The sequence below is a fragment of the Streptomyces sp. NPDC015242 genome (assembly GCF_043079125.1).
Classification (GTDB): Bacteria; Actinomycetota; Actinomycetes; order Streptomycetales; family Streptomycetaceae; genus Streptomyces.
Genome location: NZ_JBIBUF010000006.1, coordinates 2,047 through 20,763, shown reverse-complemented (window position 1 = coordinate 20,763; position 18,717 = coordinate 2,047). Strand labels below are relative to the sequence as shown.

Here is an 18,717-nt window from a genome sequence, read left to right as displayed (position 1 = left end):
GACGGCGCACCGGGATCGCGGCCGACCGGGGTCAGAGCGCCAGGAGCGAGACGAGGGCGGGCCCGAAGGCCGCTCCGAGGAGATAGGACAGGTTGAACATGCCGATGGCCGGAGGGCGCTGGTCGTCGGGTACGGCCGAGGTGGCGTGCACCGCGAACGCTCCCTGGCCGGACGCCGCCGCGATCGACGTGAGGGCCTGAGCGGTCAGGAGCACCGCGGCGGAGGTGCCGGCGACCGCCAGCACGACGCCCAGGACCGCGAGACCGGTCAGCGCGGTGACCACCACCCGGCGTCCCGTCCGCGCCGAGACGGCCACGACGAACCACGACAGGGTGCCGCCCAGCAGCAGCGGCCACACCATGGCGACGCCGATCTCGCTGGCCGACCACGAGGTGTGGTCCTCCAGCCGCTCCGGAATCGCGTACATCATGCCGAAGTTGACCACTGCCAGGCAGAACGCGAGGCCCGCCGAGAGCAGGAAGCCCGGGTTGCGGACCAGGACGGCCGGGACGAAACCCCGCGGCCGGGCGCGCACGCGGGCCGCCAGCAGCGCCGCCGCGAGGACGGAGCAGACCCCGGCCGGCAGTGGCTGGTGCGGCACGAAGACCAGGGCGGTGACCAGGGCGGTCAACAGCACCGCCCCCAGCGGGTCGAAGGGCTCGCGGGCGGCCGGGGCACCGGGTGCGCACCGGGCCGCGGCGAAGGGCACGGCCACCGCGCTCAGCACGGGCAGGGCGAGGGTGGCCTGCCAGGACAGCACGTCGTTCACGAGGGAACCGGCCAGCGGGGCCGTCGAACCCACCACGGCGAGCGAGGCGGTGACCAGTCCCATGGCACGCGGCGAGCCGGCGAGGCTCATGGCCGTCGCCGTGAGGCCGGCCGTGCCCAGGCCCATCAGCGCGGTGCCCAGGACGAGGACCGGCAGGACGGGTATCCCGGCCACCAGGCCCGCGCCCAGCAGGACGAGCAGACCGCACGCGGTGAGCGCGGCGCGCGCCCCCCGGCGGTCCAGCAGCCCGGCCAGCAGGGGCGTGCCGACCGCTATGCCCCAGCCGAACGCGGTCACCGTCGAGGTGGCGGCCCCGGTCGAGACGCCGAGGTCCCGCGCGGCGTCGTCCAGGACCAGGGCCGGGCCCGCGATGCCGAAGGACAGCGGGCCGGCCATGAGGGCCAGCCAGAGGGCCGCGGGTCCGTGGAACGGGCCGCGGTCGTCGGAAGGTCGGGGATTCCTGCCCGGCGCGGCGGGACCCGGGGCGCCGGACTCGGCGAGTGAGTTGCTCATCTGTGCTCCCTGAGCGGTCGGTCGTGGCTGGACCACCCTGGCCCGGTCCGGCGTGCAGCCCTTCGGGGGAGAAGGCGCCGGCCGGGCCAGGGAGTCGGGGATCGGGGCGGGAGACGGCGGGGACGGGCGGGCCGGGCGCCGACCGCGCACCCCGCCGCCACCTGCCCGCCGGTCAGCCGTCCAGCGTCGGGTAGTCGGTGTAGCCCCGGTGGTCGCCTCCGTAGAAGGTCTCCGGGTCGGGCGTGTTGAACGGGCCGCCGGCCTTGATCCGTTCGGGCAGGTCGGGGTTGGCGAGCCACAGCGAGCCGATGCTCACCGCGTCGCACAGGCCCTCCTCCAGGACCGCCTCGGCGGCCTCGGGCGTCACCGCGGCCTCCTCACCGGTGGCGTGCGGGTTCAGGATCAGCACGCCCGGCCACGCGCGGCGGATCAGCCGCGTGACCTCACGGGCGCCGAACTCCATCAGGTGCACGTAGGCCAGGTTGAGCGGCGCCAGGGCCCGGATCAGGGCCTCGTACAGAGCGGCCGGGTCCCTCTCCTCGATGCCGTTGGTCGTGTTGGCGGGGGAGAGGCGGATGCCGACCCGCTCGGGGCCGATCGCGTCGCTGACCGCCTGGGCGACCTCGACGGCGAACCGGATGCGGTTGTCGATGCTGCCGCCGTAGGCGTCGGTGCGCAGGTTGGTGTTGTCGGCGAGGAACTGGTGGATCAGGTAACCGTTGGCGCCGTGCAGTTCGACACCGTCGAACCCGGCGTCCATCGCGTACTTGGCGGCCGCGATGTGGTCCTCGACCGCCCGGGCGATGTCCTCCAGGTCCATGGCCCGCGGCGTCGGGTGCTCCAGCATGCCCTCGGGCGTGTACATCGAACCGCCCGAGGCCACCGCCGAGGGGGCCAGCGGCAGCGCGCCGTCGGGGTAGAGGCTGGGGTGCCCGATGCGGCCGGAGTGCATCACCTGCACGAAGATCCGGCCCTGCTTCTCGTGCACCGCGTCGGTGACCCGGCGCCATGCCTCCACCTGCTCGGGCGTGTGCACGCCCGGGGTGTCGATGTATCCCTGCCCGATCACGCAGGGCTGCGTGCCCTCGGTGATGATGAGACCCGCCCCGGCGCGCTGTGCGTAGTACTCCGCCGCCAGCGGGGTCTGCACGCCGTCCCTGGCCCGGCTGCGCGTCATCGGCGCCATGACGAGCCGGTTGGGCAGCGTCAGCTTGCCCAGGGACAGCGGTTCGAAGAAGTGGCTCACGATCTCCTCCATCGGGGAACCGGCTTGATCCCCACCGTAGGAAGGGGGAGGGCAGGACCGAATCAGTAAGATTTCTGAAACCGGATACGTACTTAGGCACGGCCCGCCCACCGGTGGGCCGCGTCACGGGGAGTGGGGGCACCGACGTGCTGTACGGCAGGTCCACCGAGCTGGCCGCCCTTGAGGAGCTGGCCGCCGGAGCCCGCGCGGGACGCAGCGGTGCCCTGGTGCTGCGGGGAGAGGCGGGCATCGGCAAGACCGCCCTGCTCGACCGGGCGGCCGAGTCGGCGTCGGGATCCGGCATGCGGGTCCTGCGCGTCACCGGCGTCGAGCCGGAGGCGGACCTCGCCTTCGGCGGGCTGGTGCAGCTGCTGTGGCCGGTGCAGGACCGGCTGGACGCCCTGCCCGAACCGCAGGCGGAGGCGTTACGGGCGGTGCTCGGCACGGGCCGCACCCGGACACAGGACCGGTTCCTGACCGGGCTCGCCGTGCTCACCCTCCTGGCCGACCTGGCCGAACAGGGGCCGCTGCTCTGCCTGGTGGACGACGCGCAGTGGCTGGACCAGGCCACCGCCGACGCGCTGCTCTTCGCCGCGCGCCGGCTCGCCGCCGAACAGGTGGCCATGGTCTTCGCGACCCGGGACGAGGGGTTCGCCGCGCCCGGGCTCACCGAGCTGCGGCCCTCGCGGCTGGACACCGGCGACGCGGTGAGCCTCCTCGCCGACCTGGGGCTGGCGCCCGCCCTGCGGGACCAGGTCATCGCCGAGTCCGCGGGGAACCCGCTGGCGCTCATCGAGTTCGGGGCCGCTCGCCGCGACGACCCCGGCAGGTTCACGCCCGTGACGGTCGCCGACCGGGTGCTGTCGTCGTACCGGGCCCAGATCGCCGGGCTCCCGGAGCGGACGCGGCTCGCCCTGCTGTTCGCGGCGGCCGAGGGACGCGGTGACCTGCCGCTGCAGATGAAGGCGGCCCGGACGCTGGGCGTGGGCCTGGAGGACCTGGAGGACGCGGAGCGGGCCGGGCTGATCCAGGTGACCGAGAGCACCGTCGTCTTCCGCCACCCGCTGATCGGGACCGCCGCCTACCAGGGGGCCGTGCTGGCCCGGCGGATCGCCGTCCACCAGGCGCTGGCCGACGCCGCCGAGGACCCCGACTGCCGGGCCCGGCACCTGCCGCTGGCCACCACGTCACCCGACGACGGTGTCGCGGCCGAACTCGTGGCCGCCGCCGAGCGGGCCGCCGACCGCAGCGCCTACGCCGCCGCCTCGCTCCTGCACCAGCAGGCCGCCCGGCTCACCCCCGACCGCCGCACCCAGGTCCACCGGCTCACGGACGCGGCGGCCTGCGCGCTGAACGCCGGGCACGCGGGCCAGGCGCGGGAGCTGGCCGAACAGGCCGAGCAGTCGGCCGGTGAACCGGAGGACCTCGCCCGGCTGGCCCCCGTGCGGGCCGCCGTGATGTTCGAGTCGGGGGACCGGCGGGAGGCCGCCGGCCTGCTGCTGGGACGGAGCCGGGCGGCAGGTGCCGGCCAGGGTCCGGGCCTCCTGCGCACCGGCGCCACCTACGGCTGGTTCGCCGGTGACGCGGACTCCGTGCGCGAGGCCGCCCGCCGGCTGGCGTCCCTCGGGGAGGCCGACCCGATGGTCGAGGGCATGGCGTACCTCGTCGACGACGACTACGCCCGCGGGCTGCCCCTGCTGGAGGAGGCCGTCGCCGCCGGCCGGGACGGCTCGGACGCGGCGCGGACCCGCGCCCTGCACAGCGCGATCCTGCTCGGTGACGACGCCACGGCCATGGAACTGGCCGCCGCGGAGGTGGCCCGCTGCCGCGCGCAGGGCCTCATCGGGGCCCTGCCGCAGGCCCTGCACCTGCTGGCCGAACGCCAGGTGCTGGCCGGGGCGCACCGGGACGCGGAGGCGTCGGTGGCCGAGGCCGTGGAGATCGCCCGGGACACCGGGCTGCGCGAGCGCGTCGCCTGGCTCAACGGCGTCCCGGCGCGGATCGCGGCGATCGAGGGCGACGACCGGCGCTGCCGGGACCTCACGCGGGACGTGCCCGACGTCGGCCGGGTGGCCGCCGAGAGCGCCCTGAGCCTGCTCGACCTGGCGCGCGGCGACCACGAGGCCGCGCTCGGCCGGCTGGAGCGTGCCGTCGGCCCCGGGCCGCAGCGCCACACGGCCATGGCCATGGCCACCGTCGCCGACCAGGTGGAGGCCGCGGTCAGGCTCGGGCAGCAGGAACGGGCCGAGGCGCCGATGCGGGCCTTCGAGGCCTGGGCGCGGGCGGGCCGGCAGCCGTGGGCGCGGGCGGTGGCCCACCGCTGCCGGGCCCTGGTCGACGGCCGCGAGGAGGACTACCGCGAGGCGGTCCGGCTGCACGCGCAGGCCCGGCGTCCCTTCGAACGGGCCCGCACCGAGCTGCTGTACGGGGAGTGGCTGCGCAGGGCCCGGCGGCGCAGCGAGGCCCGTACGTCGCTGCGCTCGGCGCTGGAGGACTTCGAACGGCTCCGCGCCGCGCCCTGGGCGGAGCGGGCCCGTGCGGAACTCCGGGCGGCCGGTGACGCGACGACGGGCGCCAAGGCGACCGCGGAGAACGTCCTCGACCGGCTGACCCCGCAGGAGCTGCAGGTGGTCCGGCTGGCGGCGGGCGGCAACAGCAGCCGGGAGATCGCGGCGCAGCTGTTCCTCAGCCGCAGGACCGTCGAGCACCACCTGTACAAGGCCTATCCCAAACTGGGCGTCGGCTCCCGGCGGGAGCTGGCCCGTCTCGACCTGGCCTGAAGCGGGGCGGATCCGACAGACCCCGATCCGATCTGACAGACCCCGATCCGATCTGACAGATCCGCGACGGCGTACGGGCGGCTCGCGGACGCGCACCGGGCCGATTTGCCAGAATCCGTGACCATGATGCGTGCTGCCTACATTGAACAGCTCGGATCTCCGGACGTCATCCGTTACGGTGATCAGCCCACGCCGGAACCGGGGCCCACCGACGTCCTGGTGGACGTCACGGCCGTCTCCGTCAACCACGTCGACACGTTCGTGCGCTCGGGTGCCTGGCGGACCCCGCTCACCTTCCCCTTCGTCATCGGCCGGGACCTCACCGGCACCGTCGCCGCGGTCGGCGCCGGCGTCCACCGGTTCCGGCCCGGAGACCGGGTGTGGTGCAACAGCCTCGGCCACGACGGCCGTCAAGGGGCCGCCGCCGAGCGCGTGGTGGTGCCCGTCGACCGGCTCTACCGCCTGCCGGACGGCGCCGACCCGTACGAGGCCGTGGCGCTGGCCCACCCGGCCGCGACCGCCTACCTCGGCCTGTTCACCCACGGACGGCTCCGCTCGGGCGAGACCGTCGTCGTGGTCGGCGCGGGCGGGAACGTGGGCAGCGCCCTGGTGGTGATGGCCGCCGCCGCGGGTGCCCGGGTCGTCGCCGTGGCCTCCGCGCGGGACGCCGAGTACTGCCGCGGCCTCGGCGCCGACCACGTGATCGACTACCGGGACCCCGACGTACCCGGGCGCATCCGCGCCGCCGCCCCCGCCGGCGCCGACCTCTACCTCGACGCCTCCGGCACCAACGACCTGGAGACGGCGGTGGACCTGCTCGCCGGACGGGGACGGATCGTGCTGCTCGCCGGGCTGCGCTCCCGGCCCGTACTGCCGGTGGGGCCGCTGTACCTGAGGGACCGTTCGATCCACGGCTTCGCCATCTCGCACGCCACCGCCGGGGAGCTCGCCGAGGCAGCCAGCGCCATCAACCGCCTGGTCGCGGACGGGAGGCTGCGGCCCCGGGCGATCGAGCGGATGCACCTGAGCGACGCCGCCGAGGCGCACCGCCTGCTGGAGGAGGGCAAGGTGCGCGGCAAACTCGTGCTGAGCGTGGCCGACGAGGGCTGAGCCCGCCGCGGTGCACGGCGCCGGTGAAATGCGGGAATTCCGACCTGACAAATGAGAAAGCCGCTCTTTGACCGGCGCCGGACGCCCTCGACAGAATTCTGTACATGACTCAGTCAATCATCGACACCTCGCCGCTGTTCGACCTCAGGGCCGACATTCACATTTCCGCGACCCCGCTCGAGGTCTACTCCGTCGTCAGTGATCTGCCGCGCAGTGCCGAATGGAGCCCCGAATGCCGGGGCGGCACCTGGATCTCCGGCGAACCCTCCACCGTCGGCGCCGTCTTCCGGGGCGAGAACCTGCGCAGCGAGGACGTCGTCGCCTGGGCCCCGCTGGTGCGCGGCGTCTGGCACACCGAGTGCCGCATCACCGCCGCCGAGCCCGGCCGCACCTTCCGGTGGATGATGCTCAGCCACGCCCGCGAGGACCAGGAGAGCATCTGGGGCTTCGACATGGCGCCCGCGGACGACGGCAGCGTGCTCACCCACCACTTCCGCATGGGCCGGGCGACCGCCGGCATCCACAAGATCGTCGCCGACCTGGACGAGGACGACCGCAAGCGGTTCATCGCCGACTGGACGGCCAAGCTCGAGCAGGACCTCGACGCCACGCTGAAGCGCATCAAGGACGTCATCGAAAAGCGGTGACAATTCCCCGGTGATCCGTACGGGAGCCTGAATTCACACGGCCCGCCGCACGGCTGAGGAACAGTCACGGCGGATGAGAGGGTGGGCAGATGTTTCTCCAGCGCATCGGAAACAAGGGAATTCGGCTGGGCACGCTGTTCGACCGGGCAGCGGCCCGGTACCCGGCGAATTCCGTGATACTCGACCATGATCTCGACGTGGCTCCGGAGCGCGGGCGCCGCATGACGCTGACGGAGGTCGCCGACCTCGTCGACGACCTGGCCTCCCGGCTGTGGGCGGCGGGCGTCCGGCCCGGGGAGCGCGTCGTCGTCCACAAGACCAACGGCTTCGACATCACGCTGCTCGCCTGCTCGGCGGCGCGGATCGGCGCCGTCCCGGTCCTGCTGTCCCCGAAGCTCGACGGTGCCACCGTGGGCGAGCTGGTGCGCCGCGTGGACCGGCCGCACCTGGTGACCGACCAGGACAAGCTGGACCACCACCTGCCCGCCGAGATCTTCGGCCTGGCCCGGCAGGTGCTCCTGGCCTCCGGCAGCCACGAGGGGGCCGTCGAACTCGCCTCCCTGGCCGGCTCCGCCCGGGTCGAGCCGGTGACCATGCCCCCGGACCACCCGACGCTGGTCACCCACACCTCCGGCACGACCGGGACGCCGAAGCTCGCGGTGCACACCGGGCGCACCTTCCAGGCGCGTTACCGCCCCCAGGGCACGGTGGCCTCGCTGGTGGGCCGCAGCGAGCCGGTGGCCATCCACGTGTCGTTCGTGCACTCGCGGATGTTCACGGCCATGCCCATCACGATCCTCCAGGGACACCCCATGATCATCCTCCGGGACGACGACCCGGAGGTCGTGGCCGAGGTGTTCCGGCAGGCCCCGCCGGGCCTGATCGAGGCGCACCCGAACACGTTCCTGCGCTGGGAGGTGCTGGTCGACGATCCGCGCCGGCCGCTGGCCAACGTCAAGTACTTCAGCAGCACCTTCGACGCCATCCACCCGCGCACCGTGCACCTGATGCTCAAGGCGTCACGGCGCGAGTCGCCGCAGTTCGTGCAGATGTACGGGCAGAGCGAGGTCGGCCCGATCGCCGGGCGCACCTACTCGAAGAAGCGCGGCGCGGACGCCGACGGCCGCTGCGTGGGCTCCCCGTTCCCCGGCATGACGGGCGTCCGCGTGGTCAGCCGGGACGGCAGGCGGCCCACCAAGTCCAACCCCGGCTACATCGAGGTGCGTTCCGACGGGCGGATCGTCACCTATCTCGGCGAGCACGCGCGCTGGGAGAAGCAGGCCGACGGCGAGTGGTGGCGCATGGGCGACCTGGGCTACCGCACCAAGTGGGGCTGCCTGCACCTGCTGGACCGTGAGGTCGACGAGATCGAGGGCATCGACAGCACCCTGGAGATCGAGGACACCCTCTTCGCCCGCATACCGGAGCTCGTCGAGGTCATCATCGTCCCCGACGAGGACGGCAAGCCCCTGCCCGTGGTGTGCACCCGCGACGACAAGCCGCTCGACCTCGCGGCCTGGAAGCGCGCGGTGGCCGGCCTGCCCGCGATGGCGGAGCCCGTGCAGTGGAAGCTCGACGACCTGCCGCAGACCGCCACCACCAAGATCAAGCGGCTGGAGCTGGCCCGGCTGCTGAAGGCGGAGCGGGCGGGAGCGTAACGCCCCGGCCTCCGCGCCGCCGCCCTTCAGGGCGCGGGCTCATCCCCCCCGTGGGCCCGCGCCCCCGTCACCCCCGCACGGCGGCCCGGCGTCATGCGCCGGGCCGCCGTCCCCAGCCGAGGAGTTGCCCCCGATGACGGCACTGCGCGCCTCCCGACGCCGGATCGAGCACTGGGATCCGGAGGACGAGGAGTTCTGGGAGCGCACCGGCAAGCACGTCGCACGACGCAACCTCGTCCTGTCCGTCCTCTCCGAGCACATCGGGTTCTCGATCTGGAGCATGTGGTCGGTCCTGGTGCTGTTCATGTCCCCGGCCATCGGCCTGGGCTTCGCCCCGAGCGAGAAGTTCCTGCTGGTGGTCACCCCCACCCTGGTGGGCGCGCTGCTGCGCCTGCCCTACAGCCACGCCGTGACCCGGTTCGGCGGGCGCGACTGGACCGTCTTCAGCTCGGCCCTGCTGCTCGTACCGGCCCTGCTGGCGCTGTACTTCGTCCAGCGGCCGGGCACCCCCCTGTGGGTGTTCCTGCTCATCGCCGCCACCGCGGGCGTCGGCGGCGGCAACTTCGCCTCCTCGACCACCAACATCGCCCACTTCTTCCCGCGGCGGCACCAGGGCTGGGCGCTCGGCCTCAACGCCGGCGGCGGCAACCTGGGCGTCGCCGTCATCCAGCTCGTCGGGCTGCTGGTCATCGCCACCGCGGGCGACACCCACCCCGCCTACGTGATCGCCGCCTACCTGCCGCTGATCGCGCTGGCCGCGCTGCTCGCGGCGCTCGGCATGGACAACGTCGACACCGGCCCGGCCACGTCCGGCGTGCTGCGCGAGGCGGTCGGCGACCGGCACACCTGGTGGATCTCACTGCTGTACCTCGGCACGTTCGGCTCGTTCATCGGCTACGGCTTCGCCTTCGGGCTCGTCCTGCAGAACCAGTTCGGCTCCACACCGCTGGAGGCCGTCGGCTACACCTTCCTCGGGCCGCTGCTCGGCTCCCTGTCCCGGCCGCTGGGCGGCCTGCTCGCCGACCGCTTCGGCGGAGCGCGGGTCACCTGCTGGAACTTCCTCGCCATGGGCGCCGGCACCCTCCTGCTGCTGGTGGCCTCGGCCCACGACTCCCTCGCCCTGTTCGTCGCCGTGTTCACCGTGCTCTTCGTCCTCAGCGGCCTGGGCAACGGGTCCACGTACAAGCTGATCCCGGTGGTCTTCGCCGGGCAGGCGGAGGCCGCCGTCACCGCCGGCCACGACGCGACCGAGGCCTTCGCCCGCGCCCGGCGCCTGACCGGCGCGGTCATCGGCATCGCCGGAGCCGTCGGCGCGCTCGGCGGCGTCGTCGTCAACCTGGCCTTCCGGGCGTCCTACGGCAGCCAGGGCACGGGTGAGCCCGCTTTCTGGTTCTTCCTCGCCTTCTACGCGGTGTGCCTGACCGTCACCCGCCAGGTCTACCTGCGCTCCCCGCACGGCACCGCGCCGGACGGCGGGCGGGAGGCGCGGCGGGCCGGGCGCGGGACCGCCGAACCGTCGGAGGTCAGCCGTGCCTGACAGCGCGCCGCCCGCCGGCGTGGCCACGCACTGCCCGTACTGCGCCCTGCAGTGCGGCACCCGCCTCGGCCACGACGCCCGGGGCACCACCGTGGTGGAGCCCTCCGACTTCCCCGTCAACGACGGCAGCCTGTGCCAGAAGGGCTGGACCGCGCCCACGCTGCTCGACGTCCCGGACCGGCTGCGCCGGCCGCTGGTGCGGGGCGCGGACGGCCGCCTCGCCCCGGCCGGCTGGGACACCGCGCTGGACACGGTCGCCGCGCGGCTGCGGCGGATCCGCGACGAGCACGGCCCGGACGCCCTCGCGGTGTTCGGCGGGGGCGGCCTGACCAACGAAAAGGCCTACCTGCTGGGCAAGTTCGCCCGGCTCGCCCTCGGCACCAGCCAGATCGACTACAACGGCCGGTTCTGCATGTCCTCGGCCGCCGCGGCCGGCAACGCCGCCTTCGGCCTGGACCGCGGGCTGCCGTTCCCCGTCGCCGACCTCGACGCGGCGGACACGATCCTGCTCGCCGGCGCCAACCCCGCCGAGACCATGCCCCCGCTGATGCGGCACCTGCGCGACGCGGACCTGATCGTCATCGACCCGCGCCGCACCAAGACCGCCGAACGGGCCGCCCTGCACCTGCAATCCGTGCCCGGCACCGACCTCGCGCTGGCGCTGGGACTGCTGCACATCGCCGTGAGCGAGGGCTGGTGCGACAAGGAGTACGTCCAGGAGCGCACCACCGGCTTCGACGCGGCCTGGCGGCGCGCGGTCACCTGGTGGCCCGAGCGCGTCGAACAGGTCACCGGCGTCCCCGTCGCCGAACAGCGCGCCGCCGTCGAGCTGCTGGGCGAGGCGCGCCGGGCCTACGTGCTGACCGGCCGGGGCGCCGAACAGCACAGCAAGGGCGCCGACACCGCCGCGGCCTTCATCAACCTCGCCCTCGCCCTGGGCCTGCCCGGCGTCGCCGGAAGCGGCTACGGCTGCCTGACCGGCCAGGGCAACGGCCAGGGCGGCCGCGAACACGGGCAGAAGGCCGACCAGCTCCCCGGCTACCGCATGATCACCGACCCGGAGGCCCGCGCCCACGTCGCCCGGGTCTGGGGCACCACCCCGGACGCCCTGCCCGGCCCCGGCCGCAGCGCCTACGAGCTGCTCGACGCGCTCGGCACCGAGGGCGGCCCCCGCGCCCTGCTGCTCTTCGGCTCCAATCCCCTCGTCTCCGCGCCCCGTTCGGCCCACGTCGCCGACCGGCTGGCCGCCCTCGACCTGCTGGTGGTGGCCGACTTCGTGCCCTCGGAGACCGCGCGCACGGCCGACGTGGTCCTCCCCGTCGCCCAGTGGGCCGAGGAGGAGGGCACCCTGACCAACCTGGAGGGCCGGGTGCTGCGCCGCCGCCGGCTGCTGGATCCGCCGCCGGGCGTGCGCACCGACCTGGAGGTCCTGCACGGCCTCGCGGTCCGGCTCGGCGAACCGGCCCACCGCTACCCGACCGCGCCGCACCAGGTCTTCGAGGAACTGCGCCGCGCCTCGCGGGGCGGCAAGGCCGACTACTCCGGCATCAGCTACGCGCGCCTGGACGCGGGGGAGGCCCTGCACTGGCCCTGCCCCGAACGCCCCGGCGGACCACCGCATCCCGGGACGCCCCGCCTCTTCCTCGACGGCTTCGCGACCCCCGACGGGCGCGCCCGGTTCGCCGAGGTCGACCACCGCGACCCGGCCGAGACACCCGACGACGACCACCCCCTGTACGCCACCACCGGCCGCGTGCTGGCCCACTACCAGTCCGGCGCGCAGACCCGCCGCGTGCCCGCACTCAACGACGCCGCCCCCGAGCCGTTCGTCGAGGTCCACCCCGACACCGCCGAGCGCGCCGGGCTGCGCGAGGGCGGCACGGCCCGCGTCACCTCGGCCCGCGGCACCACGATCGCCCGGGTGCGGCTGGTCGGCAGCATGCGCACCGACACGGTGTTCCTGCCCTTCCACCACCCCGGGCCCGGCCGGGCCAACCTGATCACCAGCACCGCCCTCGACCCCCGCAGCGGGATGCCCGAGTTCAAGGTCTGCGCCGTGCGGATCGAACCCGGCCCCGACACGACGTGAGGCCCGCCATGCCCGACACGCACCACGTCCTCGTCGTCGGCCACGGCCCCGCGGCCCACCGGTTCGCCGAACGGCTGTCCCGGCTCGGCCACCCGGGCCCGGTCACCGTCCTCGGCGCCGAGCCACGGCCCGCCTACCACCGGGTCCTGCTCACCTCCGTCCTCGACGGCACCCTCACCGCCCGGGACCTGACCCTGCCCGACCCGCCCGACGGCGTGCGCGTCTGGACCGGCGTCACCGCCACCGCCGTCGACCGCGCCCGCCGCCTGGTCCACACCGACACCGGCTCCACGTTCCGCTACGACCGGCTGGTGCTGGCCACCGGCGCCCGCCCCCGCGTCCCGCGCCTGCCCGGCCTGCTCACCGCGGACGGCCGGTGCACCGAGGGCGCCACCACCCTGCGCACCCCCGACGACGCCGAACGGCTCGCGGACGGGCCCGTGGTGGTGCTCGGCGGCGGTGTCCTCGGCACGGAGACCACCCTCGCGCTGCGGCGCGCCGGCCGCGACGTCACGCTCGTGCACCGCGGGCCGCACCCCATGGACGACCGGCTCGACGGCACGGCGGGCGCCCTGCTCGCCTCTCACCTCCGCTCCGCCGGCGCCCGCCTGCTCCTGGGCCGCACCGCCGTGGAGTACCGGCCCGGCAAGCTGGTCCTCGACGACGGCGAGGTCCTGCGGGCCGACGCGCTCGCGCTGTGCACCGGCGCCGCACCCGAGACCGCGCTCGCCCGGCGGGCCGGACTGGCCGTCCGCACCGGGGTGGTCGTCGACCGGCACCTGCGCACCAGCGACCCGCACATCCACGCCATCGGGGACTGCGCCGAGTTCGGCGGCGAGGTCCCCGGACTCGTCACGACCGCCTGGGAACAGGCCGAGACCCTCGCCCGGATCCTCACCGGCCACGACACGCACCACCGCCCCGCCCGGCCCGTGCTGCGGCTGAAGGCGCCCGGCCTCGGCCTGGCCTGCCTCGGCGCGCCCCGACCGCCGCACACCGACCGGCACATCACCCTGTCCGACCCCGCCCGGGGCCGCTACGCCGCCCTCGCCCTGTCCGGGGAGCGCGTCGCGGGCGCGGTCCTCATCGGCCTGCCGCGCGCCACCGCCGCGCTCGCCCAGCTGTACGCCCGCGGCCTGCCGGTGCCGTCCGACCGGTTCGGGCTCCTGCTGGGCCGCGCGGCCGGGGAGGGCACCGCCCGCGTCGAACTGCCGGACGCGGCGGTGCTCTGCCACTGCAACCACGTCACCAAGGCCGACCTGCTCCGCGCCTGGCACGACGGCGCCCGCGACCTGACGGGGATCGCCGCCGCGACCCGGGCCACCACCGGCTGCGGCGGCTGCGCGGACGACGTACGCCTGGTCCTCGCGTCCGCGACCGGAGGGAACAGCGACCCATGACCCGCACCCCGCGCACCCTGGTGGTCGTCGGACACGGCATGACCGGCCACCGCCTGATCGAGCACCTGCGCGCCCACGACCGGCACGGCACCTGGCGGATCGTCGTCCTGGCCGAGGAACCCCGCCCCGCCTACAACCGGGTCGCCCTGTCGTCCTACCTGGAGGGGAAGACCGCCGCTGACCTCACCCTCGCCGGCCACGCCTTCCTCACCGACCCCCTGGTGGAACTGCGCACGGCCGCCCCGGTGACCGGCGTCGACCGCCGGGCCCGCGCGGTCACCACGGCCGACGGCACCGTCACCCGCTACGACGCCCTGGTGCTGGCCACCGGGTCACGGCCGTTCGTGCCGCCCGTCCCGGGCCACGACCTGCCCGGCTGCTTCGTCTACCGCACCTTCGACGACCTCGACGCGCTCCGCGAGGCGGCGCGCGAGACAGGGCCCGGTGTCGTGGTGGGCGGCGGCCTGCTCGGCCTGGAGGCCGCCAACGCGCTGCGGCTGCTCGGGGTGCGCCCCCACGTCGTGGAGCTCGCGCCCCGGCTGATGCCGGTGCAGCTCGACGACGGGGGAGCACGCGTGCTCACCCGGCTCGTCACCGGACTGGGCCTGCGGGTGCACTGCGGCACCGGCGTCCGCGAGGTCCGCGCCGCCGCCGACGGCCGGGTCGGCGGGGTCACCCTGACCGACGGCAGCGCGCTCGACGCCCGGCTGGTCGTGTTCTCGGCGGGCGTGCGCCCCCGTGACGAACTGGCCGGACCCGCCGGGCTCGCGACGGGGGAACGCGGCGGTTTCCTCGTCGACGAGCTGTGCCGCACCGCGGACCCGGCCGTGTGGGCCGTCGGCGAGTGCGCGGCCGTCAGGGGACGCACCTACGGTCTGGTCGCCCCCGGCTACCGGATGGCCGAACTCGTCGCCGACCAGCTGCTGGGCCGCCCCACGACCCCCTTCGCCGACCCCGACACCGCCACCAAGCTCAAACTCCTCGGCGTCGACGTGGCCAGCTTCGGCGACGCGCACGCCGCGACCGAGGGCGCCCTGGAGTACGTCCTGCGCGACGACACGGCCGGCACGTACGCGAAGCTCGTCCTCGACCCGGAGGGGCGGATCCTGCGCGGCGGCGTGCTCGCCGGCGACACCTCCGCCTACCGCACGCTGCGCGCCCTGACCGGCCGGGAACTGACCGCCCCGCCCGACCGGTTGCTGTCCGCGCCGGGCCCCGGCGGAGCGCCGCCCCGCCCTCGCGCGGACGCGGCCTGACTTGACGGAGTAGTGACCGGCGGTTGGCGGCCGGCCCGGCACCGGAGCGACGATCACTGTGCTCCATGGTGCGCGCCGCGCCGCCCTCCGACAACGCCGAGGCGGGAAGTGAGGTTCACCAGATGCCCAGTCGCACAGTGGTCGTCGGCACGACGGCGGGACGAGTGGCGGGGGAGCGGACCGACGGACTCACCGTCTTCCGCGGCGTGCCCTACGCGGCTCCGCCCGTCGGCCCGCTGCGGTTCGCCTCACCCCGGCCGCCCGAGCCGTGGCAGGGCGTGCGGGACGCCACCGCCTTCGCCGCCCCCTCCCTGCAGGGCGACTACCTGCCCGACAGCAGTGAGGACAGCCTGTACGCCAACGTGTGGACCCCGGACGTGGACGGCAGCCTGCCGGTCCTCGTCTACATCCACGGCGGCGGCTGGCTGCTCGGCGCGGGCAGCGAGCCCGACTACGACGGTGCCCGCACCGCCGTCCACGGCCGGATGGTCGTCGTCACCTTCAACTACCGTCTGGGCGCGTTCGGCTGGGGGCTGCACGAGGAGCTCGCCGACCCGCGCACCGGCTCCTGCGCCAACTGGGGCCTGCAGGACCAGGCCGCGCTCGTGCGCTGGGTCCGCGACAACGCCGCCGCGTTCGGCGGCGACCCGGGCAACATCACCGTCGCCGGCACCTCGGCTGGCGGCTCCAGCACCTGGCAGCTGGCCCTGCTGCCCGAACTGCGCGACACCATCCGCAGGATCGTCCCCATCAGCGTCAAGCACGTGTGGGAGCCCGCCAGTTCCACCACCCCCGAGGAGTCCCGCCGGGTCTACGAGCACCTCGCCCGCCGCTTCGGCACGACCGTGCCCGGCCTGCGCGCCGTACCGGCCGCCGAACTGCGGGACGCCTGGGACGAGGTGTACGCGGGCAGCCCCACCGAGCGTTTCGTCCAGGGCGGCCGGGAGTACCGGGGGCCGGTCGTCGACGGGCGGTGGATGCGCGGCTACGACCACGCCCTGCCCACACCCCGCGTCCCCATGATGCCGATCTACTGCCGCACCGAGGGCTCCTTCTTCACCACCGGCCCCGGCTACCCCTACCAGGGCCCCCACCCGGCCGACGACGCCGGACTGCGCGCGGCGGTCCGGGAGGTGCTCGAGAAGGGCGCGGCCAAGGTCACCGACGAGCAGGTGGACGACTGCATCGCCCACTACCGGCGGGCGTCCGGGGCGGAGGGCCTGCCCGTCGACCCGGTGTCGGTGTGGACGCAGGTCTGGGGCGACGGACTGTTCCGCTACCAGATCGTCCGGCTGGCCGAACGGCACGCCCGCCGGGGCGGCGCGGACGCCTCGCCGCAGTACCTGATGGAGTTCGCCCACCCGCTCAGGCCGCCGTACGCGGGCACCACCCCGCACGAGGCCGTCGCGAAGTTCCTCTTCGGCACGTTCACGCTGCCGGTCAACGCGCCCGCCTACGGGGACGGGCCGCTGGAGCGGCGGATCTCCGACGCGCTGATCGACCTGGTGGCGTCCTTCGCCCGCGGTGGGACTCCGAGCAGTGAACACACCCCCGAATGGCCGGTGTTCACCCCGGACCGCCCCTCCGTGATGGTCCTCGGCGGCGAGCGGGTGGCACGGATCGGCACGGTGTCCGCCCAGCCGCACCTGGCGTACTGGGACCGCGCCGGCTGGGTGCCGCGGCCCTGAACACCCCTACCTCCCCGGCCATCCACCACCACAGCAACGAAAGGACTGGGACTTCGATGTGCGGACTCGCAGGCTGGGTCGCCTACGACCACGACCTGTCGGCACACGGCGGGACGGCGTCGGCCATGACCGAGACGCTGGCGTGCCGGGGACCCGACGACCGCGGCGTGTGGATCTCGCCCCACGCGATCCTCGGGCACCGCCGGCTCTCCATCATCGACCTGGAGGGCGGACGCCAGCCCATGCACGTCACCGGCGAGGGCGACGGCCTCCCCGTCCTCGTCTACACCGGCGAGGTCTACAACTACCGCGAGCTGAAGGAGGAACTCGCCGGCCTCGGCCACGCCTTCCGCACCTCCAGCGACACCGAGGTCGTGCTGCACGCCTACCTGGAGTGGGGCGAGCACTTCGCCGAACGCCTCAACGGCATGTACGCCCTCGCCCTGTGGGACCCGCGCACCGAGGAACTGCTCCTGGTCCGCGACCGCATGGGCGTCAAGCCCCTCTTCTACTACCCGACCCCCGACGGCGTCCTGTTCGGCTCCGAGGCCAAGGCCATCCTGGCGCACCCCGACGCCGAGGCGGTCGTCGACCGCGAGGGCCTGGCGGAGATCTTCGCCATCATCAACACCCCCGGCCACGCTGTCTTCAAGGGCATGCACGAGGTGGTGCCCGGCACCGTCGTGCGCTTCCACCGCGGCGGCCACACCACCCGCACCTACTGGCAGCTGGAGGCCCGCCCGCACACCGACGACCTCGACACCACCGTCACGCGGATCCGCGAACTCCTCGAGGACATCGTCGAACGCCAGCTCATCGCCGACGTGAAGGTCGGCACCCTGCTCTCCGGCGGCCTCGACTCCAGCGCCATCACCGCGCTCGCCGCTAAGGTCTTCCGCGACCAGGGCAAGCAGGAACGCATCAAGGCCTTCTCCGTCGACTTCAAGAACAACGAGGAGAACTTCCGCGGCAACGGCATCTGGATGGACCCGGACACCCCGTACGCGGTCGACGTCGCCCGGCAATCCGGCGCCGAGCACGTCATCGTCGAGCTGGAGAACCACCACGTCCTGGACGAGGACGTGCGCGCGCGGGTGCTGCGCGCGCAGGACCTGCCCATCTCCACCGGCGACATGGAGCACTCCCTCTACCACCTGTGCAAGGCCCTCAAGGAACAGGTGACCGTCGCCCTGTCCGGCGAGACGGCGGACGAACTCTTCGGCGGCTACAACTGGTTCTTCGACAAGGAGGCCGTGGAGGGCGACACCTTCCCCTGGTACGACGCCTGGCGCCGGCTCGGCGGCCTGGACACCATGAAGGAGATCGGCCTCTGGGACCGGCTCGGCCTGGACGAGTACGTGGCCAAGCGGTACGCCGAGGCCCTCGCCGAAGTGCCGCGCCTGGAGGGCGAGTCCGCCGGCGAGGCACGTATGCGGGAGCTGTCGTACCTGAACATCAGCCGCTGGGAGAACTTCCTGCTGGACCGCAAGGACCGCATCAGCATGGCCACGAGCCTGGAGGTCCGGGTGCCGTTCACGGACCACCGGCTGGTGGAGTACGTCTTCAACGTGCCGTGGGCCATGAAGACCTTCGACGGCCGGGAGAAGAGCCTGCTGCGGGCCGCCGCCAGCCACGTCCTGCCCGAGTCGGTGCTGGAGCGCAAGAAGAGCCCCTACCCGTCCACCCAGGACGTGGAGTACGTGCGGGCCCTGCGCGCCAAGGTCGAGGCCCTGCTCGACGGTTCCCCCGTCCTCGACCTCGTCCCGGCCGAGGGCATCCGCAAGCTGCTGGACAAGCCCGTCGAGTCCTACGCGGGCCTCGGCGGCCTGTGGGGCATGCGGGCCGTGATGGAGCGCCTGGTCGAGTTCGACGCGTGGGTGAAGGAGTACGACGTCCGCGTGGAGTGGTGACACGCCCACCGGCGCGGCGTGCGGGGCGCGGCGCCCCACCCGGCCCCCGCCCCCCCCCCCCGCCCCCCCCCCCCCCCCCCGCCCCCCCCCCCCGGCGCACAAGGACACACCCCA

12 protein-coding genes are annotated in these 18,717 nt (G+C 74.3%); 10 read left to right on the top strand and 2 right to left on the bottom strand.

What is annotated here, in order from left to right; translation table 11 throughout:
* Positions 1-31: 31 nt before the first annotated feature.
* Together ACF07N_RS20640 and ACF07N_RS20635 are read right to left on the bottom strand one after the other, a co-directional pair.
* Positions 32-1,282 (bottom strand): MFS transporter, encoded by a 1,251-nt coding sequence (locus tag ACF07N_RS20640; protein ID WP_383336087.1) that lies wholly within the window; start codon positions 1,280-1,282, stop codon positions 32-34.
* 172 nt (positions 1,283-1,454) lie between these two features.
* Positions 1,455-2,540 carry an alkene reductase gene (locus ACF07N_RS20635; protein WP_392114889.1) on the bottom strand — a complete coding sequence of 362 codons (1,086 nt, stop codon included), beginning with the start codon at positions 2,538-2,540 and terminating at the stop codon, positions 1,455-1,457.
* Positions 2,541-2,674: 134 nt separating this feature from the next.
* Between ACF07N_RS20635 and ACF07N_RS20630 the strand changes: the two genes are divergently transcribed.
* The 10 genes from ACF07N_RS20630 (at position 2,675) to asnB (ending at position 18,603) form a co-directional block, all read left to right on the top strand.
* Positions 2,675-5,308 carry an ATP-binding protein gene (locus tag ACF07N_RS20630; RefSeq protein WP_392114886.1) on the top strand — a complete coding sequence of 878 codons (2,634 nt, stop codon included), beginning with the start codon at positions 2,675-2,677 and terminating at the stop codon, positions 5,306-5,308.
* A gap of 126 nt (positions 5,309-5,434) precedes the next feature.
* A complete protein-coding gene (locus tag ACF07N_RS20625; protein WP_392115826.1) occupies positions 5,435-6,418 on the top strand; it encodes an NADPH:quinone reductase in 984 nt (327 codons plus the stop codon).
* A 104-nt stretch (positions 6,419-6,522) separates the two neighbouring features.
* The gene (locus tag ACF07N_RS20620) at positions 6,523-7,065 is read left to right on the top strand and encodes an SRPBCC family protein (protein WP_383336090.1); all 543 of its coding nucleotides are present in this window, start codon (positions 6,523-6,525) and stop codon (positions 7,063-7,065) included.
* Positions 7,066-7,154: 89 nt separating this feature from the next.
* Positions 7,155-8,723, top strand: a complete 1,569-nt coding sequence (locus ACF07N_RS20615; protein ID WP_383336091.1) for a class I adenylate-forming enzyme family protein — start codon at positions 7,155-7,157, stop codon at positions 8,721-8,723.
* Positions 8,724-8,856: 133 nt separating this feature from the next.
* Positions 8,857-10,260 (top strand): nitrate/nitrite transporter, encoded by a 1,404-nt coding sequence (locus ACF07N_RS20610; RefSeq protein WP_392114881.1) that lies wholly within the window; start codon positions 8,857-8,859, stop codon positions 10,258-10,260.
* Positions 10,253-12,349 carry a molybdopterin oxidoreductase family protein gene (locus ACF07N_RS20605; protein WP_392114878.1) on the top strand — a complete coding sequence of 699 codons (2,097 nt, stop codon included), beginning with the start codon at positions 10,253-10,255 and terminating at the stop codon, positions 12,347-12,349. Before ACF07N_RS20610 ends, ACF07N_RS20605 begins: the two co-directional genes overlap by 8 nt.
* 8 nt (positions 12,350-12,357) lie before the next feature.
* Complete coding sequence (locus tag ACF07N_RS20600) at positions 12,358-13,749, top strand: FAD-dependent oxidoreductase (RefSeq protein ID WP_392114875.1); 1,392 nt, start codon at positions 12,358-12,360, stop codon at positions 13,747-13,749.
* The gene (locus ACF07N_RS20595; RefSeq protein WP_392114872.1) at positions 13,746-15,005 is read left to right on the top strand and encodes an FAD-dependent oxidoreductase; all 1,260 of its coding nucleotides are present in this window, start codon (positions 13,746-13,748) and stop codon (positions 15,003-15,005) included. Before ACF07N_RS20600 ends, ACF07N_RS20595 begins: the two co-directional genes overlap by 4 nt.
* Before the next feature lie 122 nt (positions 15,006-15,127).
* A complete protein-coding gene (locus ACF07N_RS20590; protein ID WP_392114869.1) occupies positions 15,128-16,693 on the top strand; it encodes a carboxylesterase/lipase family protein in 1,566 nt (521 codons plus the stop codon).
* A 56-nt stretch (positions 16,694-16,749) separates the two neighbouring features.
* On the top strand, positions 16,750-18,603 hold the full coding sequence (gene asnB, locus ACF07N_RS20585) for an asparagine synthase (glutamine-hydrolyzing) (RefSeq protein ID WP_383339209.1): 1,854 nt from the start codon (positions 16,750-16,752) through the stop codon (positions 18,601-18,603).
* The last annotated feature ends 114 nt before the right edge of the window (positions 18,604-18,717 follow it).